At 68.4% G+C, this 21,230-nt stretch carries 27 protein-coding genes and 2 pseudogenes; 9 read left to right on the forward strand and 20 right to left on the reverse strand.

Features of this window, described 5'->3' with window-relative positions; genetic code table 11:
• Positions 1 to 25: 25 nt before the first annotated feature.
• The 7 genes from ACWEVS_RS07170 to ACWEVS_RS07200 all read right to left on the reverse strand — a co-directional run bounded on the left by ACWEVS_RS07170 (position 26) and on the right by ACWEVS_RS07200 (position 4,569).
• The gene (locus ACWEVS_RS07170; RefSeq protein WP_354907766.1) at positions 26 to 700 is read right to left on the reverse strand and encodes an NADH-quinone oxidoreductase subunit C; all 675 of its coding nucleotides are present in this window, start codon (positions 698 to 700) and stop codon (positions 26 to 28) included.
• Positions 697 to 1,248 carry a NuoB/complex I 20 kDa subunit family protein gene (locus tag ACWEVS_RS07175; RefSeq protein WP_354907767.1) on the reverse strand — a complete coding sequence of 184 codons (552 nt, stop codon included), beginning with the start codon at positions 1,246 to 1,248 and terminating at the stop codon, positions 697 to 699. The genes ACWEVS_RS07170 and ACWEVS_RS07175 overlap by 4 nt, the downstream gene beginning before the upstream one ends.
• 2 nt (positions 1,249 to 1,250) lie before the next feature.
• The gene (locus tag ACWEVS_RS07180; RefSeq protein ID WP_354907769.1) at positions 1,251 to 1,610 is read right to left on the reverse strand and encodes an NADH-quinone oxidoreductase subunit A; all 360 of its coding nucleotides are present in this window, start codon (positions 1,608 to 1,610) and stop codon (positions 1,251 to 1,253) included.
• 76 nt (positions 1,611 to 1,686) lie between these two features.
• The gene (locus tag ACWEVS_RS07185; RefSeq protein ID WP_452416351.1) at positions 1,687 to 2,925 is read right to left on the reverse strand and encodes a geranylgeranyl reductase family protein; all 1,239 of its coding nucleotides are present in this window, start codon (positions 2,923 to 2,925) and stop codon (positions 1,687 to 1,689) included.
• A gap of 281 nt (positions 2,926 to 3,206) precedes the next feature.
• Positions 3,207 to 3,719: an IS30 family transposase gene (locus ACWEVS_RS07190; RefSeq protein WP_452550494.1), complete on the reverse strand. Its 513-nt coding sequence runs from the start codon at positions 3,717 to 3,719 to the stop codon at positions 3,207 to 3,209.
• Between the two features lie 163 nt (positions 3,720 to 3,882).
• The gene (locus ACWEVS_RS07195) at positions 3,883 to 4,113 is read right to left on the reverse strand and encodes a DUF397 domain-containing protein (RefSeq protein WP_452550381.1); all 231 of its coding nucleotides are present in this window, start codon (positions 4,111 to 4,113) and stop codon (positions 3,883 to 3,885) included.
• A gap of 192 nt (positions 4,114 to 4,305) precedes the next feature.
• Positions 4,306 to 4,569, reverse strand: a complete 264-nt coding sequence (locus ACWEVS_RS07200; RefSeq protein WP_452550382.1) for a DUF397 domain-containing protein — start codon at positions 4,567 to 4,569, stop codon at positions 4,306 to 4,308.
• A 383-nt stretch (positions 4,570 to 4,952) separates the two neighbouring features.
• Between ACWEVS_RS07200 and ACWEVS_RS07205 the strand changes: the two genes are divergently transcribed.
• A complete protein-coding gene (locus ACWEVS_RS07205) occupies positions 4,953 to 5,318 on the forward strand; it encodes a DUF5753 domain-containing protein (protein ID WP_452550496.1) in 366 nt (121 codons plus the stop codon).
• A gap of 375 nt (positions 5,319 to 5,693) precedes the next feature.
• On the opposite strand, the gene ACWEVS_RS07210 is transcribed toward ACWEVS_RS07205, so the two are convergent.
• Positions 5,694 to 5,798, reverse strand: coding sequence for a DUF397 domain-containing protein (locus tag ACWEVS_RS07210; protein WP_452550384.1), 105 nt, complete (start codon positions 5,796 to 5,798; stop codon positions 5,694 to 5,696).
• Between the two features lie 180 nt (positions 5,799 to 5,978).
• Here ACWEVS_RS07210 and ACWEVS_RS07215 point away from each other — a divergent pair.
• Together ACWEVS_RS07215 and ACWEVS_RS07220 are read left to right on the forward strand one after the other, a co-directional pair.
• Positions 5,979 to 6,199: pseudogene (locus tag ACWEVS_RS07215) on the forward strand (transposase family protein); the annotation flags it as partial.
• Between the two features lie 204 nt (positions 6,200 to 6,403).
• Positions 6,404 to 7,264 (forward strand): DUF5753 domain-containing protein, encoded by an 861-nt coding sequence (locus ACWEVS_RS07220; RefSeq protein ID WP_452550386.1) that lies wholly within the window; start codon positions 6,404 to 6,406, stop codon positions 7,262 to 7,264.
• 26 nt (positions 7,265 to 7,290) lie between these two features.
• On the opposite strand, the pseudogene ACWEVS_RS07225 reads toward ACWEVS_RS07220, so the two are convergent.
• A pseudogene (locus ACWEVS_RS07225) lies at positions 7,291 to 7,684 on the reverse strand (hypothetical protein); the annotation flags it as partial.
• An 86-nt stretch (positions 7,685 to 7,770) separates the two neighbouring features.
• Positions 7,771 to 8,469, reverse strand: a complete 699-nt coding sequence (locus ACWEVS_RS07230) for a DUF5753 domain-containing protein (protein ID WP_452550388.1) — start codon at positions 8,467 to 8,469, stop codon at positions 7,771 to 7,773.
• 390 nt (positions 8,470 to 8,859) lie between these two features.
• Here ACWEVS_RS07230 and ACWEVS_RS07235 point away from each other — a divergent pair, with 390 nt between their 5' ends.
• Positions 8,860 to 9,024, forward strand: coding sequence for a hypothetical protein (locus ACWEVS_RS07235; RefSeq protein WP_452550390.1), 165 nt, complete (start codon positions 8,860 to 8,862; stop codon positions 9,022 to 9,024).
• Here the strand turns inward: ACWEVS_RS07235 and ACWEVS_RS07240 are convergent.
• Positions 9,006 to 9,725 carry a demethylmenaquinone methyltransferase gene (locus tag ACWEVS_RS07240; RefSeq protein ID WP_354907778.1) on the reverse strand — a complete coding sequence of 240 codons (720 nt, stop codon included), beginning with the start codon at positions 9,723 to 9,725 and terminating at the stop codon, positions 9,006 to 9,008. The two genes, ACWEVS_RS07235 and ACWEVS_RS07240, sit on opposite strands and share 19 nt — an antisense overlap.
• A 78-nt stretch (positions 9,726 to 9,803) precedes the next feature.
• Between ACWEVS_RS07240 and ACWEVS_RS07245 the strand changes: the two genes are divergently transcribed.
• Positions 9,804 to 10,985, forward strand: a complete 1,182-nt coding sequence (locus tag ACWEVS_RS07245; protein WP_449915235.1) for a hypothetical protein — start codon at positions 9,804 to 9,806, stop codon at positions 10,983 to 10,985.
• Here ACWEVS_RS07245 and ACWEVS_RS07250 read toward each other — a convergent pair.
• Entirely contained in the window at positions 10,982 to 11,200 is a 219-nt protein-coding gene (locus tag ACWEVS_RS07250; RefSeq protein ID WP_354907782.1) for a DUF4229 domain-containing protein, read from the reverse strand. The two genes, ACWEVS_RS07245 and ACWEVS_RS07250, sit on opposite strands and share 4 nt — an antisense overlap.
• 256 nt (positions 11,201 to 11,456) lie before the next feature.
• Here ACWEVS_RS07250 and ACWEVS_RS07255 point away from each other — a divergent pair, with 256 nt between their 5' ends.
• Entirely contained in the window at positions 11,457 to 11,678 is a 222-nt protein-coding gene (locus ACWEVS_RS07255; protein WP_354907783.1) for a BldC family transcriptional regulator, read from the forward strand.
• Positions 11,679 to 11,867: 189 nt separating this feature from the next.
• Here ACWEVS_RS07255 and ACWEVS_RS07260 read toward each other — a convergent pair whose 3' ends face one another.
• Together ACWEVS_RS07260 and ACWEVS_RS07265 are read right to left on the reverse strand one after the other, a co-directional pair.
• Complete coding sequence (locus ACWEVS_RS07260) at positions 11,868 to 12,110, reverse strand: hypothetical protein (RefSeq protein WP_354907784.1); 243 nt, start codon at positions 12,108 to 12,110, stop codon at positions 11,868 to 11,870.
• Positions 12,111 to 12,120: 10 nt separating this feature from the next.
• On the reverse strand, positions 12,121 to 13,245 hold the full coding sequence (locus ACWEVS_RS07265) for a hypothetical protein (RefSeq protein WP_452550391.1): 1,125 nt from the start codon (positions 13,243 to 13,245) through the stop codon (positions 12,121 to 12,123).
• Positions 13,246 to 13,511: 266 nt separating this feature from the next.
• Between ACWEVS_RS07265 and ACWEVS_RS07270 the strand changes: the two genes are divergently transcribed.
• Positions 13,512 to 13,811 (forward strand): PLDc N-terminal domain-containing protein, encoded by a 300-nt coding sequence (locus ACWEVS_RS07270; protein ID WP_449915240.1) that lies wholly within the window; start codon positions 13,512 to 13,514, stop codon positions 13,809 to 13,811.
• A 110-nt stretch (positions 13,812 to 13,921) separates the two neighbouring features.
• Here the strand turns inward: ACWEVS_RS07270 and ccsA are convergent, their stop codons facing one another.
• Genes ccsA through ACWEVS_RS07295 form a run of 5 tightly spaced genes read right to left on the reverse strand, consistent with a single transcriptional unit; the run spans position 13,922 to position 18,448 of the window.
• Complete coding sequence (ccsA, locus tag ACWEVS_RS07275) at positions 13,922 to 14,929, reverse strand: cytochrome c biogenesis protein CcsA (protein WP_449915242.1); 1,008 nt, start codon at positions 14,927 to 14,929, stop codon at positions 13,922 to 13,924.
• Positions 14,919 to 16,475, reverse strand: coding sequence for a cytochrome c biogenesis protein ResB (gene resB, locus ACWEVS_RS07280; RefSeq protein WP_452550393.1), 1,557 nt, complete (start codon positions 16,473 to 16,475; stop codon positions 14,919 to 14,921). Before resB ends, ccsA begins: the two co-directional genes overlap by 11 nt.
• Positions 16,475 to 17,197, reverse strand: a complete 723-nt coding sequence (locus tag ACWEVS_RS07285; protein WP_452550394.1) for a cytochrome c biogenesis CcdA family protein — start codon at positions 17,195 to 17,197, stop codon at positions 16,475 to 16,477. Before ACWEVS_RS07285 ends, resB begins: the two co-directional genes overlap by 1 nt.
• Positions 17,190 to 17,759, reverse strand: coding sequence for a TlpA family protein disulfide reductase (locus tag ACWEVS_RS07290; RefSeq protein WP_452550395.1), 570 nt, complete (start codon positions 17,757 to 17,759; stop codon positions 17,190 to 17,192). The genes ACWEVS_RS07285 and ACWEVS_RS07290 overlap by 8 nt, the downstream gene beginning before the upstream one ends.
• Before the next feature lie 56 nt (positions 17,760 to 17,815).
• A complete protein-coding gene (locus ACWEVS_RS07295) occupies positions 17,816 to 18,448 on the reverse strand; it encodes a histidine phosphatase family protein (RefSeq protein ID WP_449915249.1) in 633 nt (210 codons plus the stop codon).
• Between the two features lie 50 nt (positions 18,449 to 18,498).
• Between ACWEVS_RS07295 and ACWEVS_RS07300 the strand changes: the two genes are divergently transcribed.
• Positions 18,499 to 19,344, forward strand: a complete 846-nt coding sequence (locus tag ACWEVS_RS07300; RefSeq protein WP_449915250.1) for an EamA family transporter — start codon at positions 18,499 to 18,501, stop codon at positions 19,342 to 19,344.
• On the opposite strand, the gene ACWEVS_RS07305 is transcribed toward ACWEVS_RS07300, so the two are convergent.
• Entirely contained in the window at positions 19,337 to 20,254 is a 918-nt protein-coding gene (locus ACWEVS_RS07305) for a LysR family transcriptional regulator (protein WP_452416342.1), read from the reverse strand. The two genes, ACWEVS_RS07300 and ACWEVS_RS07305, sit on opposite strands and share 8 nt — an antisense overlap.
• 73 nt (positions 20,255 to 20,327) lie before the next feature.
• Here ACWEVS_RS07305 and ACWEVS_RS07310 point away from each other — a divergent pair, with 73 nt between their 5' ends.
• A complete protein-coding gene (locus tag ACWEVS_RS07310; protein ID WP_452550396.1) occupies positions 20,328 to 21,221 on the forward strand; it encodes an EamA family transporter in 894 nt (297 codons plus the stop codon).
• Positions 21,222 to 21,230 lie beyond the last annotated feature (9 nt).

Genomic DNA, 21,230 nt, shown 5'->3' on the forward strand with positions numbered 1-21,230 from the left:
CGCTCGCTCCGCTCGCTGTGCTCGCTCACGCGTACGACCTCCTGTTGTCCGGCGAGGGGATCTCGGCGCCGCGGTACTCGACGGGGATGCCGCCCAGCGGGTAGTCCTTCCGCTGCGGGTGACCGTCCCAGTCGTCCGGCATCATGATCCGGGTCAGCGCGGGGTGGCCGTCGAAGACGATCCCGAAGAAGTCGTAGGTCTCGCGCTCGTGCCAGTTGTGCGTCGGGTAGACGCTGACCGTCGAGGGGATGTGCGGGTCGGAGTCCGGCGCGCTCGCCTCGACGCGGACACGCCTGTTGTGGGTGATGGAGCACAGGTGGATGACCGCGTGCAGCTCCTCGCCCACGAGGTGGGGGTAGTGGACGCCGCTCACGCCCAGGCTGAGCTCGAAGCGCAGCTCGGGCTCGTCGCGCAGGCGCAGGCACACCTCGACCAGCTTCTCGCGCTTGACGTGGAGGGTCAGCTCGCCGCGGTCGACGACGACCCGCTCGATGGCGTCGTCGACGACCGACTCGAGCTTGTCGACGAGCTCGTCGAAGTAACCGCCGTAGGGGCGGGAGGTCGACAGGCGGGGGGCCCGCCGTACGACGAGGCCGCCGTAGCCGGAGGTGTCACCGGTGCCGGTGGCGCCGAACATGCCGTGGCGAGCCACCGGCTCCTCGGGCAGGTTGGCGGGCACCTCGGGGAGGTTCTCGCTCACTTGGCGGCCTCCTGGTCGATCAGCGGCAGCGTACGGAGCGCCCGCAGTTCGAGCTCGTCGATCTGCTTGGCGCGGTGCGCGCCGAACTTCATGTTCTGGATCTTGTCGTGCAGCTTCACGATCGCGTCGATGAGCATCTCCGGCCGCGGCGGGCAGCCGGGCAGGTAGATGTCGACGGGGACGACGTGGTCGACGCCCTGCACGATGGCGTAGTTGTTGAACATGCCGCCGCTGGAGGCGCACACGCCCATGGCGATGACCCACTTGGGCTCGGCCATCTGGTCGTAGATCTGCCGGAGGACCGGCGCCATCTTCTGCGACACGCGGCCCGCGACGATCATCAGGTCGGCCTGCCGGGGAGACGCCGAAGCGCGCTCCATGCCGAAGCGCGCCAGGTCGTAGTGCGATGCACCGGTTGCCATCAGTTCGATCGCGCAACAGGCGAGACCGAACGTGGCCGGCCACACCGAGTTCTTCCTGGCCCATCCGGCGGCCGCCTCGACCGTGCTGAGGATGAACCCGCTGGGGAGTTTCTCTTCAAGTCCCATTTTCAGTCCCAGTCCAGACCCTTGCGGCGCCACACGTAGGCGTAGGCCACCAGCACGGTGACGATGAACAGCACCATCTCGACCAGCCCGAAGACGCCGAGCATGTCGAACGACACGGCCCACGGGTAGAGGAAGATGATCTCGATGTCGAACACGATGAAGAGCATCGCGGTGATCATGTATTTCAGCGGGAAGCGTCCGCCACCGACGGGCTGGGGCGTCGGCTCGATGCCGCATTCATAGGCGTCAAGCTTGGCGCGGTTCCAGCGCTTGGGACCGGTGAACGGGGCGATCGCGACCGAGAAGAGCGCGAACCCTCCCGCGAGAACGGCGAGCACCAGGACGGGCACGTAAAGATCCATCGCTACGCCTCCTCTCCCATCTCCACGCGCGCGGGCGCGCAGTCTGATCTGTGTGTGTGCCGGGCGGATGAAACGTTCATGCTGGTGGGGCGACCTTCGCGAGAGCGTTGATGATCCGGTCTGACGCATCGCCTCGCCGGTCGGTGAGATTACCAAGGAGTTTGAGTGCGAAGCGCATCAGCCTGGGATGGTGCAGACCATGTCGTGTGCCGAAGCTCATCACGCCAGGCTTCCCGATAGCTTCGACAAACCACCTGCCTAGCGTGAAATATCCGCCGTATGCGTCCTTGAGCACCTTCGGGTAGGCGCGCAGGATCCGCTCCTGCTGCGCGGGCGTGGTGCCGCGCAACGCCTTGACGATGACCTCGGCCGCGATCTCACCGGTCTCCATCGCGTACGCGATGCCCTCGCCGTTGAACGGGTTGATCGCCCCGCCCGAGTCGCCCACGAGCACCAGGCCCCTGGTGTAGTGCGGCTGCCGGTTGAAGGCCATCGGCAGCGCCGCCCCCCTGATCGGGGTCGTCATGTTCGCCTCGGTGAAGCCCCACTCGGCGGGCATGTTCCGCGTCCAGCGCTTGAGCAGGTCGCGGTAGTCGATGTTCTTGAACGCCTCGCTGGTGTTGAGCAGGCCGAGGCCGACGTTCGAGGTGCCGTCGCCCACGCCGAACACCCAGCCGTAGCCGGGCAGCAGCGTCTCCTCGTCCCAGAGCTCCAACCAGATCTCCAGGTAGTCGTCATCGTGGCGCGGCGACTCGAAGTAGGTCCGTACGGCGACGCCCATCGGACGGTCTTCCCGCTTGTACAGCCCCATCGCCAGGGCGAGCCGGGTGGAGTTGCCGTCGGCGGCGACCACCACGCGGCTGCGGTAGGAGACGCCGTCCTTCGTCGTGACGCCGACGATGTGACCGCTGCGGTCGTCGAGGATCGGGCCCGTGACGTTCACGCCCTCCATCAGGCGGACGCCGCCCTTCACCGCGTTGGCCGCGACGATCTGGTCGAAGTCCTGCCTGGTGCGCACCAGGCCGAAGTCGGGGAAGCTGTCGAGCTGCGGCCAGTCGAGGTCGTAACGGCCGCCGCCACCCACGACGCGCAGGCCCTTGTTCCTGACCCAGCCGGGGGCGTCGATGTCGACGCCCATGTTCATCAGCTGCTTGACCGCGCGCGGGGTCAGACCGTCGCCGCAGACCTTCTCGCGGGGAAAGCGCGTCTTCTCGAGTAGCAGGACGTCGAGCCCGGCCTGGGCGAGATAGAACGCCGTCGCCGAACCCGCGGGACCCGCGCCGACGACGATGACGTCGGCGTCGGTGGCGTTCACTGTCGCGCCCGCTTCGCCGCTGGCCGGCTCGTTCCTCGCGGTGTCGCGGCTGGCTCCTGCGCTTGCCTGATGTCGGCTGGCACGGTCACGGACCTGTCCTGTCCTACACGCTGGTTGGCCTCTGAGTGGTGGCCTTCGTTCCTTTGTGAAGCTCTTCACAAACTTTGTCGGCACGCAGTCTAGCGCTTTTCCGGATCCAGGTGGCAGCCGGGGGTGCACGCTTGCCCATGAAGAAGGCCCCTGTCCATGACGGATTCAAGGAGTCGTCGCAACACCGGTGGTCAACTGGCGGTTGCCAGGAGCTTAGCGAGGCGCTCGGCTGGGGTTTCCCAGTCGAGCGTTTTGCGTGGCAGGCAGTTCAGTCGGGCGGCGATGGCGGCGAGGTGTTCGGGGCTGTGGATCGACAGGTCGGTGCCCTTGGGAAAGTACTGGCGGAGGCCGTTGGCGTTTTCGTTGGAGCCGCGTTGCCAGGGTGAGTGGGGATCGCAGAAGTAGACAGGCAGATCGGCGGCCATCGCGAACTGGTGGTGCAGGGCCATCTCCGAGCCTTGATCCCAGGTGAGGGAGCGTTTGAGTTCGGTAGGCAGGGTGGCCATGGTCACGGTCAGGGTATCCCGGACGGTCTCAGCGGTGCGGTCCATACCGGCCTGGCACGCGCGGCGGCTCCACCGCGTGAACGGGTGGAGCCGCCTCGTTCTTCCCGGACGCATTGCGTCCGATACGCCACCGCCTGCCGGTGTTCGGGTTGATCCCGAAGACCGGCAGGCCTGATCGTTACTGAAGCCCTCCCGCATGAGCTCGAAGTATGCAGCCCGTTCCGCGGACAGCTTCACCGGCCCCTGCGGAGACCTGATCTTGCGGACCTCGAAGTCCAATACAACCTCTCACCAGCGAGGTGTTGCATCGATCCCTCATACGCACGCATGGCAGAGAGCCTTGATCATCGACGGGTTCGGTTCAGACGTCGAACTCGGCGTTGCGAACACCCGCGACGAAGGCCCGCCACTCACCCGGAGTGAAGGCCAGCACGCTGCCTGACTCGTTCTTGGAGTCCCGGAGCATCACTCCGCCGTCAGCGGAGCGAGCGAACTCGACGCACTCTCCAGCTGCGTGACTAAACGTGCTTTTACGCCAGATGGCGTCACGATCGAGAGTGGGCGAGCTCGTCCTAAATGTCGATTTGTTCACATCTCATCCAAGAAAAGTAGGCGCTAGGGTTGCACAACGCAGCCGAGCGCGAGGCGTGACTCTCACGCCATCCTGTATGAGATTGAAGGCCAAAGTCGCCGATCGACGCTGCGATCGTAGAAACAAGGCAGGCAGAATAGAAAATCGTGGCCATCAGCCGAGGGCATCACACCCTTAAAGCCACGAGGGCGACTAGATTGTGTCAGTGCACGAGAGCTCACCGTGTGCCACGTTCGCGAGGAAGTCCCTCCACTCATCGAGACTGAATGTTAGGACGGCACCCTCCGGCTGCCTAGAGTCCCGGAGGAGCACTGTCTGCCCCAACCGTGCGACCTCCACACACTCGCCGCTGATATTGCTGAAGCTGCTCTTACGCCACACGACTTCTTCGGAGCTCGTTGACCCCATGGGCCTATCCTCACTGTTGGAAGCATGACGCCAGGGACTAGATGGCATCCCGGGGGGAATCGCGATGCAATTCCCGCTGGAATTATCGCAGAGATGCCCGCCGTAGCGACGTTGAACCCATCCACGCGGTGGGTAAAACTTCGACGCCCTTGTGAGGAGAGCCAAGTGGCGCGGCAACCCACCCCCACCGTCAGCCGACGCCGTCTCGCAGCGGAACTGCGTCGACTACGTAAGGCGCCCAGGTGACGGGCACCCAGGCCGCTCAGGTCCTAAACGGATCATCATCCAAGGTGTCCCAAGTAGCCGCGCACCGTGAGGACGTTGCCAGACTCGCGGACTTCTACCAGGTGCAACCTGCCGTCCGTAAGGCCCTGCTCGATCTCGCAGCAGAAGCAGAGGACAGGGGCTGGCGGGAAGCACTCAGCGAGTGGATGCCTGAGTCTGACGCCACCTTCACCGGCCTTGAAGCCGGAGCGGAGACGATGCTCTCGCACCAGAACGTCGTTTTCCCTGGGCTGCTCCAGATCACCGAATACGCCCAAGCCCCCATAAGCTTCAACGAGGCATGGAGCGCGCAACCGCAGACGCAACTAGACCGCCTGGTCAAGGTGCGCGCGCTGGGACAGAGGATTCTGGAGTCGCCCAATCCGTTGCATCTCACGGCCCTACTGGAGGAGTCGGTTCTGATGCGCAGGTTCGGCACACCTGAAGTCATGCGCAACCAGCTTAGGCACATGTTGCAGATCGCCAAGCTGCCAAGCTGCCGAGCTGCCGAGCTGCGGCCAGTCGAGTCGTAACGGCCGCCGCCACCCACGACGCGCAGGCCCTTGTTCCTGACCCAGCCGGGGGCGTCGATGTCGACGCCCATGTTCATCAGCTGCTTGACCGCGCGCGGGGTCAGACCATCGCCGCAGACCTTCTCGCGGGGGAAGCGCGTCTTCTCGAGTAGCAGGACGTCGAGCCCGGCCTGGGCGAGATAGAACGCCGCCGCCGAACCCGCGGGACCCGCGCCGACGACGATGACGTCGGCGTCGGTGGCGTTCACTGTCGCGCCCGCTTCGCCGCTGGCCGGCTCGTTCCTCGCGGTGTCGCGGCTGGCTCCTGCGCTTGCCTGATGTCGGCTGGCACGGTCACCAACGACAGAGGGCCTTGACCGGGTCACCGGCAGCGCGTCAGACGTCGAACTCGGCGTTGCGCACCCCGGCCAGGGAGGCTCGCCATTCACCGGGCGTGAAGGCCAGCACCGCACCGGCGGGGTACTTGGAGTCCCACAGCATCACGCCACCGTCAGCGGAGCACCCGAACCGACGCACTCGCCAGCCGGCCCACTGAGCCCATTTCACCGTGACGGCGCAGGTCACAGCTGGATTGAGGGATGGCCACTCTTGATCAGGAAGTAGGAAACCCCTGGTAGAAGGGTTGTCGACCAAGAGCAACCATCACCACCAGGGGCCTGAGTGCTGTTCTACCGTGCCGCGCTGTCGTTGTCATCCCAGACTTTGAGCTACCTGGCCGGAGTGCTGCGGCGTCACCTGGTCTACCTGCGCAAGGGCGAGACCTTCGCCGAAATCGCCGCGGGATTCGACATCGGCGCCACGACCGCCTGGCGCTACGTGAACGAGGCCATCGCCCTGTCGCCCGTCGCTCACCCGGTGCCACCGAAGTTACTGAACCTGCTCTTGCGCCACACGAGCTCTTAAGAGGTCATCGTTGGCCCCATGGGCATATCCTCACTTGTGAGAGAGCGTAGCGTAGGAACCAGGATGGGCAGCGGGAATTGCAGTGCAATGCCCGCTGCAATTATTGCAGAGATGCCCGCTGCAGAGGGACTGAACCCTCCGTGCGGTGGGTTGACTTTCGACACCTTTGTGAGGAGAGCCAAGTGGCGCGGGAGTCTAGCCCCAACGTCAGCCGACGCCGTCTCGCGGCAGAGCTGCGTCGACTCCGTGAGGCTGCCCAGGTGACGGGCGCCCAGGTCGCCCAGGTCCTGGACGGATCTTCATCCAAGGTGTCCCGCATGGAGAAGGCCCAGGTAGCCGCCCACCGTGAGGATGTCGCCAGGCTCGCGGACTTCTACCAAGTACAGCCCACCGTCCGTGAGGCCCTCCTCGAGCTCGCGGAAGAGGCGGAAGGCAAGGGCTGGTGGGAGGCGCACAGTGAGTGGTTGCCCGAGTCCTACGCCACCTTCATCGGCCTCGAAGCCGGCGCGGAGACGATGCTCACGTGGCAGAACGTCGTCATTCCCGGGCTGCTCCAAACCCCCGAATACGCCCAGGCCCTCATCGGCTTCGGCGACGGGTGGAGTGTGCAGTCGCCGGTACAAGTCGACCGTCTGGTCAAGATACGAGAGCGCCGACAGCGCGTTCTAGAGTCACCCGATCCGTTGAATCTCATCGCTCTGTTCGAGGAGTCGGTTCTGTTGCGCAGATTCGGCACACCCGAAGTCATGCGTAACCAGCTCAGGCACCTGTTGCAGGCCGCCGAGCTGCCGAACATCACCATTCGGGTGGTGCCGCTCGAGCGCTCGTCGGCCTATCACAGTTTCGTCTTGCTGAAGTTTCCCCAGCGTGAGGGCCTCGACCGGCTACACGACGACCTTGTCTACGCCGAGAACGCCTATAGCGCGATTCTCGAAGAGAACGAACAGAAGACCCTCGCGTACGAACGAGTCTTTCACCAAGTGTCGGCGGCCGCCTTGTCGGAAGACGATTCGCTGAAACTCATTAGGAAACACGCAGGGTGAGTCGGCCACCAACCTCGGTCTGGTTGGTGGCCATAGGTGATCAGTGATCCGGTAATGGGCTGGTCGGTGGCGCGGTTGTGCAAGATTGCCCGCAGTCAACGCTAAGATGCGTTGGGCGATGTGCGCGCCGACCGCGGCAGGGCTGCGTCGGCCGCCGAGTTTGAAATCGAGTTGACCTTCAGCGGGTCATCGACCGATTCGATGAGCTGGCGGATGGGTTTGAGTAGCTGCTCGTCTGGGCGGGGTTTGCGGTTGCGATAGGAAGGCCGCAGCAGCCGCGAGCGTTGCGTGGTGGGGCGGGAGCGGCCACTCGACCAGGGTAGTATCGATGCCCCAGAACGGGTCGGCCCATAGGCCTGTGTCGAGGGCCAAGGCGCGGATCGCGCGCTGGAGCAGGGGCAGGGCGTTACGCAGCCGTTGTCGTCGAACTCAGCGCCGCTAAGCACTGGCGCTGAGAGCGCGTCGCTCACCGGGAGCGAAAGCCAACACCTCGCCCCGGTGCGGAGTCACCGGCACAGCTCCCCGATCATCGTGAGGGAGTCCTCCTCAGAAAGAGCCGCTTCCGCGGACATGCGACGAAAGTGCCGTTCAGCTTGGCTGGTCTCATCTGGGTGCTCCCCGAACGCGGCGCCTGTGGCGTGCTCGCAATAGACCACATCCTCGTGCATGCCATCCAGCCCCTCGCGAGACGGAAACCTGAGGAGGACGAAGGCGTACGCCAGAGAGCCAGACCATCCGTCTAGCGGCACGATCCGTACGGAGACATGAGGCAGCTGCGCCACCTCGATGATGTGGCGCAGCTGATCACGCATCACCTCGGGAGAGCCAAATCTGCGACGCAGGACCGACTCGTCAATCAGAGCGTTCACGACTAGCGGGGATGGACCGTCGAGTAGCCGCTGCCGCCGCATCCTCGCCTGCACCGCGCTCTCGACATCGGTCGGCGTGACCGTGACGAGCGGATGCCCGGAGCCGAACACTCCGCGAGCGTAGTCCGCCGTTTGCAGCAGACCGGGCACCATCACGTTCTGCCATGTGAGCATCGACTCGGCTCCAGCCTCCAAGCCGATGTAGCTGGTGTACGACTCACTGAGGGAGGCACCGAACACCTCCCACCAACCCTTTTTCTCAGACTCCTCCGCGAGCTCGAGCAGCACCGATCGAAGTGCGGGCGTCACCCGATAGAAATCAGCCAGCCAAGCCACATCTTCCTTTCGGGCGCCCCCCACACCCTGGATCCTCTGGATACGCGCCGCCTCGGCGTCCGTTACCTGGCCATCCCCCCGGAGTCGACGCAGCTCTGCCACAAGACGGCGTCGGCTGACGGCGGGGCTCGGTTCCCGTGCCACTGATCTCTCCTCGCGAGCGCATCGAAGTGCCAACTGCGGATGGAAGAGCCGAATTCTCACATGCCGCGCATCTCCCCCAACATCCCCTTACGGGAATTGCGCTCATTTCCCGTAGGGAGACTTCACTGTAGCCCGCTGGTGCGGCCGGCATGAGGTGAATCGACGTCAAGAATCGCTGACCACACGCTGGCCGCAGGAAGAGCGCGGACGGGGCACCGTGCTCCCGCTGAGGATCAAGGCGCGAGCGTGCTGCTCCTCCTCGGCCTGCGCTCGGGGCTCAGTCTCGAGTTGCTGGAGGACTACGCGGCCGAGATCAGGACCGCCTGCCTGGCCCAGGCGGTCGTCTTCTACCGGCACCCGGCCAACGGCGGCCTGGTGACCATGGAAGTGGTTCAGCCCTGGGGCTTGTGACCCCGGTGCATGGCGACGATGCCGAGGTTGAGGTTGCGCCAGGCGACCCGCTCCCAGCCGGCCCGCTGGATGATCGTGGCCAGAGCCGGCTGGTCGTGCCAGTCCCTGATCGACTCGGCGAGGTAGTCGTAGGAGTCGTCGTTCGAGCCGAAGACCCTGGCCACCTTGGGCAGGAGCTTCATCAGGTACTCGCGGTAGACCACGTCGAACGACTTGACCGTCACGTGGGAGAACTCGAGGATCACCAGCCGGCCGCCCGGCTTGGTGACGCGGAGCATCTCGCGCAGCGCCTGTTCGGTGTTGTGCACGTTGCGCAGCGCCACCGAGATCGTCACCGCGTCGAAGACGTCGTCGGCGAACGGCAGGTTCAGCGCGTCGCCCGCGATGAACGGCACGCCCTCGCCGGTGAGCGCGTTGCCGCCCCGGCGCCGGACACCGGTGGAGAGCATGCCGAGGGAGAAGTCGGAGGCGATGGCGCGGGCGCCGAGCGTGGTGAAGGCGTCGGTGGAGGTGCCCGTACCGGCTCCGAGGTCGAGGACGATCTCACCGGGGCCCGCGTCGACGGCCTGGGCGACGGCCTTGCGCCACGCTCGCACCTGGCCGAGCGAGATGACGTCGTTGACGAGGTCGTATCGCCTGGCCGTGCGATCGAACATCGCGGCGACCTCATGCGGCTGCTTGTCCAACTGAGCGCGGGTCATGGGGTCAAGCCTAGGGCTTGAGCGACGATAAACCGGAAGTAGCACCTCGATTACCCAGAGTGTGCTAAGACTTGGCGAATGCTTGTCCGAACCGCCCTCGCGGCGCTCGTCGCCGTCACCCCGGTCGCACACACCCGCGTGGTGGCCACCAATCCGGTCGACACCACGCCTCACGTCCTCGACGGCATCGTCAATGCCATCACCCTGGTCGGCGACACGGTCATCGTCGGCGGCGCCTTCTCCGAGGTGAGCGACTCGAGCCGGACCTTCGTCGTGGAACGTGACAATCTCTTCGCCTACAACGTGCGCACGGGCGCGATCCTGCCCGAGTTCGCCCCGTCGCTGGACGACCCCGTCTACGCGCTGGCCCCCGGCGAGGACGACACCGTGTACGTCGGCGGCTCCGGCCTCCTCAGGCTCAGCGTGTCCGACGGCTCGGCCGTGGAGGACTTCGATCCGCAGGTGAGGGGCGGCCAGGTCACGACGCTGGCCAGGAGCGGCTCGAAGCTGTACGCCGGCGGCGACTTCACCCGCCCGCGCGTGGCCCTGGCCAGGCTCGACGCCACGACGGGCGCGGCCGACCCCACGTTCGCCATCACACCGGGCGCCGCGCGCACGCCCCAGGTCAAGGTGCACGCGCTGGCCCTGACCCGCGACCGGCTGATCGTCGACGGCAGCTTCACCACTCTGAACGGCCTGCCCAGGCCCCAGCTGGGCGTCATCGACGTCGGCGCGGCGCGGGCGAAGGTGGCCGACTGGCGCACCGACGCCTACGCGCCGGCCTGCAGGGACGTCTTCCCGTCCTACGTCAGGGGGCTCGACGCCGCCCCCGACGGCAGCTACTTCGTCGTCGTCACGACCGGCGGCTACGGCGGCGCGCGCAAGCTCTGCGACAGCGCGTCCAGGTTCGAGACCTACGCCAGGGGCGACCGGGTCAAGCCCACCTGGGTCAACCACACCGGGGGCGATTCGCTCTATTCGGTGGCCGTGACGGGCGCCGCCGTCTACGTGGGGGGCCACCAGCGCTGGATGAACAATCCGCGGGGGCACGACTCGGCCGGACCGGGGGCGGTGCCGCGCGAGGGGATCGCGGCCATTCACCCCGTCTCAGGAAAGGCGCTCAGCTGGAATCCTGGCCGGGAGCGCGGGATCGGAGTCAAGGCATTTCTGGCGCACAAGGACGGACTACTCGTTGGTAGCGACACGACGCGACTCGGACGGGAGTACCATGCCCGGATTGGCATGTTCCCCCTGCCCTAGTCGGCCTCCGGCTTCGGCCGGTCGACCTTGTCGCTGATGCGTGCGCTCATGGCGTCACGCTGCTTGGAGAGCAGGACGTAGCTGGCAATCCCGCTGATGACGAACGCCACGGCGATCAGCATCAGCGGGTTCCGCACGTTCAACAGGTACAGCACACCCAGGGTCACGACAAACAGGCCGATCCGCGACGCGGTGTAAACGAGAACGGGACGCACAGCTCCGAGGTTACTCGGCCCCTGCGGCTGGTCGCTCTACGCACCAGGCGCGAGCGCTGCTAGTGTTCACAGTTAGGCGCTTTCGTAAAGAAACACCCACGAGAGCCCCAAAGAGGCTCTATCATATAACAATCGGGCAGTTGGCCTATAACAACCCGTGATCTTTGTCAAAAGCACGGATAAATCAGGCTTCGCTCGACACACTGGGTACCTGTCCGCCCGCTGGCAGGAAGCGGGATGCGAGGGGGAGAGATTGGTGGAGAGTAGCAGCGAGCGTCTGCTGACGCCGGGAGAGGTCGCCGCCCTCTTCCGGGTAGACCCGAAGACGGTGACGCGCTGGGCCGCGGCAGGCCGCATCAGTAGCATCCGGACCCCCGGAGGGCACCGTCGCTTCCGCGAGTCGGAAGTACACGCCCTTCTTCGTGGCGAGGACGCCCTTACGGCCGACCGGCCCGCAGGCGAGTCCCCGCGCGTCTGACGTCCGTCAACGGTGATCCTGCGCGTGCAACCCGGAACACGCAGGGTCACCCGACAGGGCGCTCAGCCGTACGGCGAGCAGGGCCGCGAGCGCGGCGGGCCGAGACCGGTCCTCCAAGCCGCTCCAGCGCGTCCGGCCGCCGTCATGTCGCACGGTCCAAGGGTCGAGTCGTGATGCGCTCCCCCGCCGTCAGACGTCCTCCTGCTCGGACTTGAAGGCGAGGAACGCGCGCTCCAGGTCGTCGTTCTCCTCCTCCCACCGCCGGCGCCGCTCGGCCAGTTCCTCCTCGGTCAGCGACTCGGCCAGCCATCGTTCGTAGTCGGGGTCGCCGGGCGCCACCTCGACGTAGGCGTTGCCGATGAGACGGCCGTCCTCGCTGGTCAGGCTCTCCGGCACGCGCAGGGTTCCGTCAGCGAGCCGGATCACGTACATGGTCGATCACCTAGATTCCGTAGCGCCGGTTGAAGAACAACATGACGTCGAGCGCCGTCCGCGTGTCGCCGCCGAGCATGTCGACCAGGGCCGGACGCTGACGCGAGGCGATCGCCGCGAAGGCGTCCGCGAAGAACTCCTTGCGTCCGAGCCCGCCGCCCTGCCGGTGGAAGGACGAGGCCAGGAGAGGTTCGGCCTGCTCGTAGAGTGCCACGAACTCCGGCGAGTCCGACACCCAATCGTCGTACGGAGCGTCGACGTCGTCGATCGCGTGGCCGACCTCGTGCATCATCACGTCGGGTGTGGGTGAGGGCCGGTCCCCCACGACGATCTTGCGGTCGCCGTACGCGCCGGCGCAGATGTCCCACGTCGCCCGTCCCGACGGCAGCGGCGCTCCCCGCAGGTATCCCATGTCGTCGAGGTCCGGGACGCCGCCCGCGCCGACGTAGATGCCCTCCAGCTTCTCGGCGAGCAGGTCCTTCAGCCGCTCGGGCAGCCTGGCGAGGCTCTCGACCGCCCGGACGGCGTCGGCCGAGGGAGGGCCCTGCCTGGCGTCCCACTGGCGGTGCAGGATGGCTTCGAGCCGCCCGCAGTGGGCCAGCCCGTCTCCCTGGGGCGGCAGGTCGGGCCGGTTGGGCTGGGCCCTGGGGCGGTCGTCGACGAGCTCGAAGTCCTGCCAGGTGTACTGGGGCCGGTCGAGCACGGAGGCGGCGTACCGCTCGCCCCTGAAGTCGGCCCGGTAGCCGTCGTCGCGTTCCTTCTCCAGCCGTCCGGCGTAGGGGTGCGCTCCTGCCCGCCCGTCGCCCGCGCGGGGGCTGTCGGCCGGCCTGCCGTACGCGGGAGAACCCGCCGAGGCCGCCGCGCCACGCTCAGGGGACCCCGTGTCACGCCCGGAGAGCCCCGTGCCACGCTCAGGGGATCCCGTGCCGCGCTCGGCGGGCCACCAGGACGGACGGCGGCGCTCGGGACGGCTGTCGGGCTCCTCCAGGGGGCGCTCCGCCCTGTCACCGCCCCAGAACGACTCGCGGGGACCGTCCGAACGCCGCGACGACAGGTACGAACCCCGCCGCCACCACCGGCTGCCCCGTCGATGGCGGCCCCTGTCGCCGGTCCGCCGATCGTCAGACAAGGCCATCGCACCTCTTCACGACGTCGGAGCCATGGCTCCGTGCCCTCGCTCCGCAGCGGCGCGCCGCGGTGCCAACTCTCCCGCGCCGGCCCCGCGCGGGAACATCGAGACGTGCAGTCGCCGGGCGATGCCCGGTGGCGCCTCCTGGGTCGGACTGCCGGGAAAGACCGCCGGAGAAACAGGTACCACGGTACGACGGGGATCTTCCCGAGTCACCCGATATGGGAGAGCGCGCGGACACGATCACGCGATCCATGGCCTACAGTACGGGCATGCCTGGCGTGCTAATCGGACTGGCGATGCTGGCCTTCTGGCTCTACTCGTTGTTCGACGTCATCACGACTCCCGACGAGGAGTCCAGGAACCTGCCGAAGATCCTGTGGGTGCTCATCGTGGTCCTCGTCCCGCTGGTCGGCAGCGTGTTCTGGTTGCTGCTCGGCCGTCCGACGCGGTCACGCCCGTTCCAGTTGCCCGGCCGTTCCGCCACGGACAGGGGTGAGGCGCCCCGCGGCCCCGACGACGACCCCGACTTCCTGCGCGACCTCGACCGCCGCCTGCGCGACGACGACTGACCGTTCCGAAGGAGACGGCGGGTCACCGAGGACCCGCCGGAGTGCACGGCACGGACGGCAGGCGGTGACCCCCGGAACGGTGGACCACCGCCTGCCCGCAAGGAAGGGCGTCAGTTGCCGACGTCGGCGTAGCTGTGCAGGCCGCCGAGGAAGATGTTGACGCCGACCAGGTTGAACAGCAGGCACACGAAGGCCACCAGCTGCACGATCGTGACGGCGCGTCCCCGCCAGCCCGCGGTCGCGCGGGCGTGCAGGTATGCCGCGTAGGCGATCCAGGTGATGAACGCCCAGACCTCCTTGGGGTCCCAGCCCCAGTAGCGGCCCCACGCCTTGTCGGCCCACAGCGCGCCGGCGATGACGGCGAAGGTCCAGATCGGGAAGGACAGCACGATCGCCTGGTGGGCGACCCGCTCCAGGTCGTCGCGCGTGGGCAGGCGGGAGAAGCCGTCCTTGCGGATGAGGTAGAGGATGCCGGAGACGCCTGCCACGATGAACAGCCCGCTGGCGATGACCGCGGCGGAGACGTGGATGGCGATCCAGTAGGAGTCGAGCGCGGGGACGACGGGCCCCGCCTGCACGTGCAGCCAGATGACCGCGAAGCCGAGCCCCAGCGCCGATGTCACCATGACGAACGCGCCGAGGAAGCGGACGTTGCCGCGCAGCTGGGTCACGAGGAAGGCGGTCACCGCGGCGAAGCAGATGGCGACCACGAACTCGTACATGTTGCCCCACGGCCACCGGTCGACGGCCAGGCCGCGGGTGACGAGGGAGCCCAGGTTGGCGGCCCAGCCGAGCCAGCCGAGGACGATCGCGACCATGCCCGCCTTGGGCGCCCACGACGGTGGCTCGGGCGGGCTGACGACGACGGCGCCGCCGCCCGCGGCCTCGGCCACGCCGCCACCGCCGGCCGTCCCCACCGCGACCGTCGCCTTCGCGGCGACGGCGGGCGCGTCCTCGGTGACGCCGTCCTCGGTGAGGGTGATCGAGGTGGCGCCCGTGTTGGTGCGGGCCCTGCCGAAGGCGAGCTCGAGCGCGAACCCGATCATCGAGGCCAGGTAGAGCAGCACGGTGGCGAGGACCAGGTCGTCGCTCAGTCCTGCCAGTTGGTCAGCGGACATCCTTCTCTCCTGCGGATAGGACCTTGACGATGTCGGCGAACTCGTCGGCGAATCCCGCGGCCGACCCTTCCGTGCGCGTCAGCCCGCCCACGTCCGCGGCGCCGTCCTTGATCCGGACGAAGACGCGGCGGCGGCGGATCATCAGCGACAGGACCAGGGCGACGGTCGCGAGCGCGGAGGCCAGCAGCGCGGGCATGCGTCCCGGGTCGTGCGCGATCTGGAGCGTCATCCACTCCTTCACGCCGGTGAACTCGATCTTCCCCACGCCGCCCGGCAGGTCGAAGGACGCGCCGACGGCGAGCGGCGGCGGCGCCTTCGACCCCATGACGAGGGGGGTCAGCTTCTTCATGACCTCGGGCGGGGCCAGTTCGTACACCGACTGCGGCTTGCCCGAGCGCACGCCCAGGTCGCCCGAGAACGCGCCGAGGATCTTCACCTCAGGCCTGGCTGCGCCGGGGAAGGCCGAGACGTGGCTGCCGTCGCCCAGCTGCACGCTGGTCGGCAGGAAGGTGAGCAGGAAGCCGAGCTGGGTGGGCTGGGCGTCGGGCACCTTGATCACGCAGCCGGAGGTCAGCGTCGCCTTCTGCTCGATGAGGCACGGCACCGGCCCCTCGAAGGCCACCTGCCCCTTGCCGTCGGTCACCTTGAAGACGGGCGCGTAGCCGTGGCCGATCAGGTAGGTGAGCGTGCCGTTGACGTCGAGCGGCTCGTTGACCTTGAGGTCGTAGTCGCGCGCGGGCGCGGCCGGCGAGTCCTGCACCGACAGCCTGGCGGTGTAGTCGAGCTCCTGCCCGCGCTTGGCGCCGGCGACCTGGTAGGAGGCCTGGAAGTCCTTCAGCGTGAAGGAGAACGGCTCCAGCGACTCGGCCGAGACGCGGTTGCCCGGCATGTAGCGGTCGTAGGCGGCCACGGTGTTGGCGAACCCGTCGCCCTCGACGACCAGGACGTTGCCGCGGTAGCCGTACAGGGAGCCGATGCCCACGGCGACCAGCAGCCCGAGCAGGGCCACGTGGAAGAGCAGGTTGCCGGTCTCGCGCAGGTAGCCCTTCTCCGCCGACACCCAGCCGGGGCCCGTGGCCACCCTGAAACGCAGCTTGCGCAGCCTCCGGGCCGCCTCCTCGGCCTCGAGCGGGCCCTCGACCACGGCGTGGTGCGGCAGGCGCGACAGGTTCTTCGGGGCCGTCGGCGGCTTGCGGCGCAACTCCTTCAGGTAGGTCGTGGTGCGCGGGATGACGCAGCCGATCAGCGAGGTGAACAGCAGCAGGTAGATGGCCGCGAACCAGGGGGCGGTGAAGACGTCGAACAAGTGGAGGCGGTCGTACCACTCGGCGAGGGCCGGGTCGTTCTGGTAGATCAGCGCGACCTTGTCGGGCTCGACCGAGCGCTGCGGCACCAGCGAGCCGGGGATGGAGGCCAGCGCGAACAGGAACAGCAGGATCAGCGCGGTCTTCATCGAGGTGAGCGTGCGCCAGAACCAGCGCAGCCAGCCGACCGGGCCGAGCTTGGCCGGTCGGGGCGCCTGCGTCCGCAGTTCGTCGATCGCCATCAGATCACCGGCTCGAATCCGCCGATCCACGTCTGCATGCCCGCGATGATCTGCCCCCACAGCCCGGTGACGAGCAGGAGGCCGACCGTGACGAGCATGCCGCCGCCGATCCTGGTGATGAGGCGCGAGTGCTTGCGGATGGCGCTGAAGGTGCGCAGCGCCCTGCTGTAGGCCAGGGCGGCGACCACGAACGGCAGGCCGAGCCCGAGCGCGTACGCCACGGCGAGGAAGGCGCCCCGCGCGGCGCTGCCCTCGGTGTAGCCGAGGGAGAGGACGACGGCGAGCGTGGGGCCGATGCACGGCGTCCAGCCGAGGCCGAACACCACGCCGAGCAGCGGCGCGCCCGCGAGCCCCGCGCTGGGCACCCGGTGGATGCGCACGTCGCGCATGAGCCCGGGGATGACGCCGAGGAAGGCCAGGCCGAGCACGATCGTCAGCACGCCGACGACGCGCGTGATGACGTCGGCGCTGCCGTACAGGGCCGAGCCGAGGCCGCCGAACAGCGCGCCGCCCGCGACGAACACCGCCGCGAAGCCGGTCACGAACAGCGCCGTGCCGAGCACCAGCCGGCCGCGCCTGGGCTCGGCGCTCATGCCCGTCACGTACGACAGGTAGCCCGGCACCAGCGGAAGCACGCACGGCGACAGGAACGACACCAGCCCGGCCAGCACCGCGATCGGTATGGCGAGCAGCAGCGAGCCCGAGGCGACGACGTCACTCATCGCGCACCTGGGTCACGGCCTTGAGCAGGTCGTTGTACTTGACCGCGCCGAGCGCCCTGGCCGCCACCCGGCCCTGCTCGTCGATGACGAGCGTGGAGGGGATCGCGGCGGGCGGCACGGTGCCCTGGAACGCCAGCGCCACCTTGCCGGGCTGGTCGAAGATGCTGGGGTAGCCGGGCTGCTCGGTGCGCTCGAAGGCCAGCGCGTCGGCCTGGCGGTCCTTGAAGTCGATGCCGACGAATTCCACGCCGCCGGCCTTGGTCTTGGCGTAGATGTCCTTGAGCACCGGCGCCTCGGCCCGGCACGGGCCGCACCACGATGCCCAGAAGTTGAGCACCACGACCTTGCCCTTGTAGGCCGCGAGCGAGACCTTGCCGCCGTCGAGGGTCGTGCCCTCGACCGCGGGCGCCTGCTTGCGGTCGGCCGCGGGGAACACGGTCACCTTGCCGTCGCCCGCGACGAACCTGGTGTCGCCCGCCTGCGGCTGGCCGCCCGGACTCCCCGCGCAGCCGGCGACGGCGAGCAGGGCCAGGAAGGCGAGGGCGTGGGGTTTCGCGCGCACGGGAGAGTGATCTCCTTGTACTACAGCCGGTAGAGCTTGCCACTCTACCGGCGCGGTCAGGCGCCCGGGACGCTGGGGCCGCTCTTGACGAGCGCGGCGGCGGGCTCGCTGTAGCCGACGCTGACGAGCCTGTCTCCCTCGAAGGTGAAGGTCGTGAGGCTGGCCAGGGCGCACTGGCGGCGGCGCGGGTCGTGCCACAGCCGGCGGCCCTCGGCCGCCGTCCTGATCATCCAGATCGGCAGCTGGTGGCTGACCAGCACCGCCTCGTGACCGCGCGCCTCGGCGCGCGCGCTTTCGACCATGCCGCGCATCCGTGCCACGACCTCGACGTACGGCTCGCCCCACGAGGGCCGGCCGGGATGCCAGAAGTGGCGGTAGTTGCCGGGGCTTCTCATCAGGCGGGCGATCTTGCGGCCTTCGAGCACGTTGCCGGCCTCGATCAGCCGGTCGTCGACGGTGACCTCGATCCCCAGCTTCTCGGCCAGCGGGGCGGCGGTCTCGCGCGCCCGTTGGAGCGGGGAGCTGTAGATGCGGACGATGTCGCGGTCGGCCACGGCCTTGGCGACCGTCTCGGCCATCAGGCGGCCGGTCTCCGAGAGGCGGTAGCCGGGCAGCCTGCCGTACAGGATGCCTTCGGGGTTGTGCACCTCGCCGTGTCGCAGCAGGTGAACGACGGTCGTCTCAGCCATGGTGGCCCCACCCTATCCGTTCCCGTCGATCCGGCTGCGACAGTGGAGGTGTGAACCCCCTCGCACTCGCCCTTGTCCTGGTCGCCGCCGTCTCCCACGCCGGATGGAACCTGTTGAGCAAGCAGGCGGCCAAGGCCGACTCCGTGGTCTTCCTGTGGCTGGTCGCCGCCGCCTCGACCGTGTTGTGGACGCCCGCCGCCCTGGTCTCCGGCGCCGTGCCGTCGTGGCGGGTGGTGCCGCTGATCTGTGTCAGCACGGCGCTGCACCTGGCCTACTTCGTGCTGCTCCAGCGCGGCTACCGGCACGGCGACCTGTCGGTGGTCTACCCGGTGGCCAGGGGCACGGGGCCGATGCTGGCAAGCGCCGTGGCGGTGGTGTTCCTCGGCGAGCACCCGACCCATCTCGGCATCGCGGGCATCCTGCTGGTGGGCGTGGGGGTGTTCCTGCTCAGCGGGGGCGGCGCGGGCGACGTCAAGGGGCTGCTGTTCGGGCTGATGACGGGCACGTTCATCGCCGCCTACACGGTGTGGGACGCCCAGATGGTCAAGGAGTTCGCGGTCGTCCCGATGGTGCTGATCTATCTCGGCGAGATGTTCAGGATGCTGGCGATCACGCCGCTCGTCGTCGTCGGCGGGCGGTGGCGGCTGGTCGCGCAGGTGTGGCGGCAGCACTGGCCGAAGGTGCTGGGGGCGGCCGCGCTGGTGCCGCTGTCGTACCTGCTGGCGTTGTTCGCCTTCCAGCTGGCGCCGGTCAGCGTGGTCGCGCCGATGCGGGAGGTGAGCGTGCTGATCGCGGTGGTCATGGGCGGGCGGCTGCTGGCCGAGGGGGACCTCGGCCGCAGGCTGGTCGCCGCGGGCGTCATCCTCGGCGGGATGGTCGCGATCGCGATCAGCTGATCCAGCCGGTCTCCAGCTCCCTGCTGGCGTGCATGAGCGCGTCGACGGCGGCGCGGATGGCGGGCCGCCGGGCCGCGTCGGTGCGCCACAGCGCGTAGATGCGGCGGGTCTGCCTGGGCCTGATGGGCACCATCCGCACTCCCGCGGGGATGTGGACCCTGCCGAGCCGGGGCACGATCGCGCAGCCGAGGCCCGCCTCGACCAGCGCGAGCTGGGTCGGGTACTCGTCGGCCATGCAGGTGATCTCCGGCTCCAGCTCGGCGCTGCGCAGCGTGAACACCAGCCAGTCGTGGCAGATCGTGCCGGGCGCGGTGCTGATCCACCGCTCTCCGCACAGCTGGGCCAGCTCCACCTCCTTGCCGGCGGCCAGCGGGTGGGCGGCGGGCATGGCGACGTCGGCGATGTCGTCGAGCAGCGTCGCCCGCGACAGCCCCTCGGGGATGGCCAGCGGCCGGTTCATCCAGTCCTGCGCGACCACGAGGTCGAGCTCGCCCCTGGCGACCTCCCTGATCTGCCGCTCGGGCTCGCGCTCGGTCAGGTACACCGCCAGGTCGGGATGGCGCTGCTTGAGCAGGGACAGCGCGCGCGGCATCAGCCCTCTGGCCGCTGTCGGGAACGCGCTCACGGCCAGCTTGCCGACGACCGCGCCGCGCAGCGCCTCGAAGTCGGCCTCGGCGGTCTCGACCAGGGCCAGGATGCGCTCGGCGTGCTCGGCCAGCAGGCCCGCGGCGTCGGTGAGCTTCACCCCTCTGCCGTTGCGTTCGAGCAGGGTCGCGCCCGTCTCCCGCTCCAGCTTGGCCAGCTGCTGCGAGACGGCGGACGGCGTCACCATCAGGGCGTCGGCGGCGGCGCCCACCGACCCGTAGACGTGGACGGCGTGCAGCGCCTTCAGCCGGTTGAGGTCGAGCATGTAGCCATTCTAAACCTTTCACCGTAGAAGATGTCGCTTGTGCTCAAGAGTCGTCCCTTGTGAGCATGGGTGCATGCGTTTGCGGCATGTATTGCTCGCTGTCGGCCTCGCCGCCGTGTGGGGGTTCAACTTCGTCGTCATGGAGGTCGGTCTGCGGCACTTCCCGCCCCTGCTCTACGCGGCGCTCCGGTTCACCCTCGCGGCCTTTCCGGCGATGCTGCTGGTGGGCCGGCCCACCGTGGGCTGGCGGTGGATCGCCGGCGTGGCGGCCTCGGTCGGTATCGGGCAGTTCGGCCTGCTGCTCGTCGGCATGCGGGCGGGGATGCCACCGGGACTGTCCTCGCTGGTGCTGCAGACACAGGCGCTGTTCGTCGTGGTCTTCGCGGCGGTCCTGCTCGGCGAGCGGCCAGGCGCGCGCCGGATCACGGGTCTCGCCGTCGCCTTCGCCGGGCTGGCCGTCGTGGCCGTCGACTTCGGCTCCGGAGGGCCGGTCGGCGCGTTCCTGATGTGCGTGGGAGCCGCGGCCGCCTGGGGCCTGGGCACCGTCATCCAGCGCAAGGCCGCGCCGCCGGACCCGCTGCGCTTCATGGTGTGGGTCAGCGCGCTGTCGGCGCCGCCGCTGCTGCTGCTGTCACTGGCCGTGGAGGGCGTGCCGCGGCTGACCTTCGCGTGGGAGGGCGTGGCGTCGCTGGCCTACGTGGCCTTCGTCTCGACCCTCGGCGGGTTCGGGCTGTGGGGCTGGCTGCTGCGGCGCTACGACGCCTCGACGGTCGCGCCGTACACGCTGCTCGTCCCCGTCTTCGGGCTGTCGTCGGCGGCGCTGGTGACGGGGGAGAGCATCTCGTGGCTCAAGCTGGCGGCCGGGGTGCTCATCGTGTCCGGCGCGCTCTACGCGGGCACCCGGCCGCGCGCGGCGCGCCGGCCGGACCGGTCCCTCCCCGAACCCGTCACCGCGGGCCGCCCCTGAGGGCGGCGG

It is taken from the genome of Nonomuraea sp. NPDC003754 (assembly GCF_053605785.1).

Excerpts from the sequence above, each read along its gene's own strand:
- ACWEVS_RS07310 (WP_452550396.1), top strand. The coding sequence starts at position 20,328 with ATGCGTTTGCGGCATGTATTGCTCGCTGTCGGCCTCGCCGCCGTGTGG.
- ACWEVS_RS07200 (WP_452550382.1), bottom strand. The coding sequence starts at position 4,569 with ATGCCATCTAGTCCCTGGCGTCATGCTTCCAACAGTGAGGATAGGCCC.
- ACWEVS_RS07180 (WP_354907769.1), bottom strand. The coding sequence starts at position 1,610 with ATGGATCTTTACGTGCCCGTCCTGGTGCTCGCCGTTCTCGCGGGAGGG.
- ACWEVS_RS07270 (WP_449915240.1), top strand. The coding sequence starts at position 13,512 with ATGCCTGGCGTGCTAATCGGACTGGCGATGCTGGCCTTCTGGCTCTAC.
- ACWEVS_RS07205 (WP_452550496.1), top strand. The coding sequence starts at position 4,953 with ATGCCTGAGTCTGACGCCACCTTCACCGGCCTTGAAGCCGGAGCGGAG.
- resB (WP_452550393.1), bottom strand. The coding sequence starts at position 16,475 with ATGGCGATCGACGAACTGCGGACGCAGGCGCCCCGACCGGCCAAGCTC.
- ACWEVS_RS07260 (WP_354907784.1), bottom strand. The coding sequence starts at position 12,110 with ATGTACGTGATCCGGCTCGCTGACGGAACCCTGCGCGTGCCGGAGAGC.
- ACWEVS_RS07240 (WP_354907778.1), bottom strand. The coding sequence starts at position 9,725 with ATGACCCGCGCTCAGTTGGACAAGCAGCCGCATGAGGTCGCCGCGATG.
- ACWEVS_RS07210 (WP_452550384.1), bottom strand. The coding sequence starts at position 5,798 with ATGCTGTGGGACTCCAAGTACCCCGCCGGTGCGGTGCTGGCCTTCACG.
- ACWEVS_RS07305 (WP_452416342.1), bottom strand. The coding sequence starts at position 20,254 with ATGCTCGACCTCAACCGGCTGAAGGCGCTGCACGCCGTCCACGTCTAC.
- ACWEVS_RS07265 (WP_452550391.1), bottom strand. The coding sequence starts at position 13,245 with ATGGCCTTGTCTGACGATCGGCGGACCGGCGACAGGGGCCGCCATCGA.
- ACWEVS_RS07175 (WP_354907767.1), bottom strand. The coding sequence starts at position 1,248 with ATGGGACTTGAAGAGAAACTCCCCAGCGGGTTCATCCTCAGCACGGTC.
- ACWEVS_RS07245 (WP_449915235.1), top strand. The coding sequence starts at position 9,804 with ATGCTTGTCCGAACCGCCCTCGCGGCGCTCGTCGCCGTCACCCCGGTC.
- ccsA (WP_449915242.1), bottom strand. The coding sequence starts at position 14,929 with ATGTCCGCTGACCAACTGGCAGGACTGAGCGACGACCTGGTCCTCGCC.
- ACWEVS_RS07285 (WP_452550394.1), bottom strand. The coding sequence starts at position 17,197 with ATGAGTGACGTCGTCGCCTCGGGCTCGCTGCTGCTCGCCATACCGATC.
- ACWEVS_RS07295 (WP_449915249.1), bottom strand. The coding sequence starts at position 18,448 with ATGGCTGAGACGACCGTCGTTCACCTGCTGCGACACGGCGAGGTGCAC.
- ACWEVS_RS07190 (WP_452550494.1), bottom strand. The coding sequence starts at position 3,719 with ATGCGGGAGGGCTTCAGTAACGATCAGGCCTGCCGGTCTTCGGGATCA.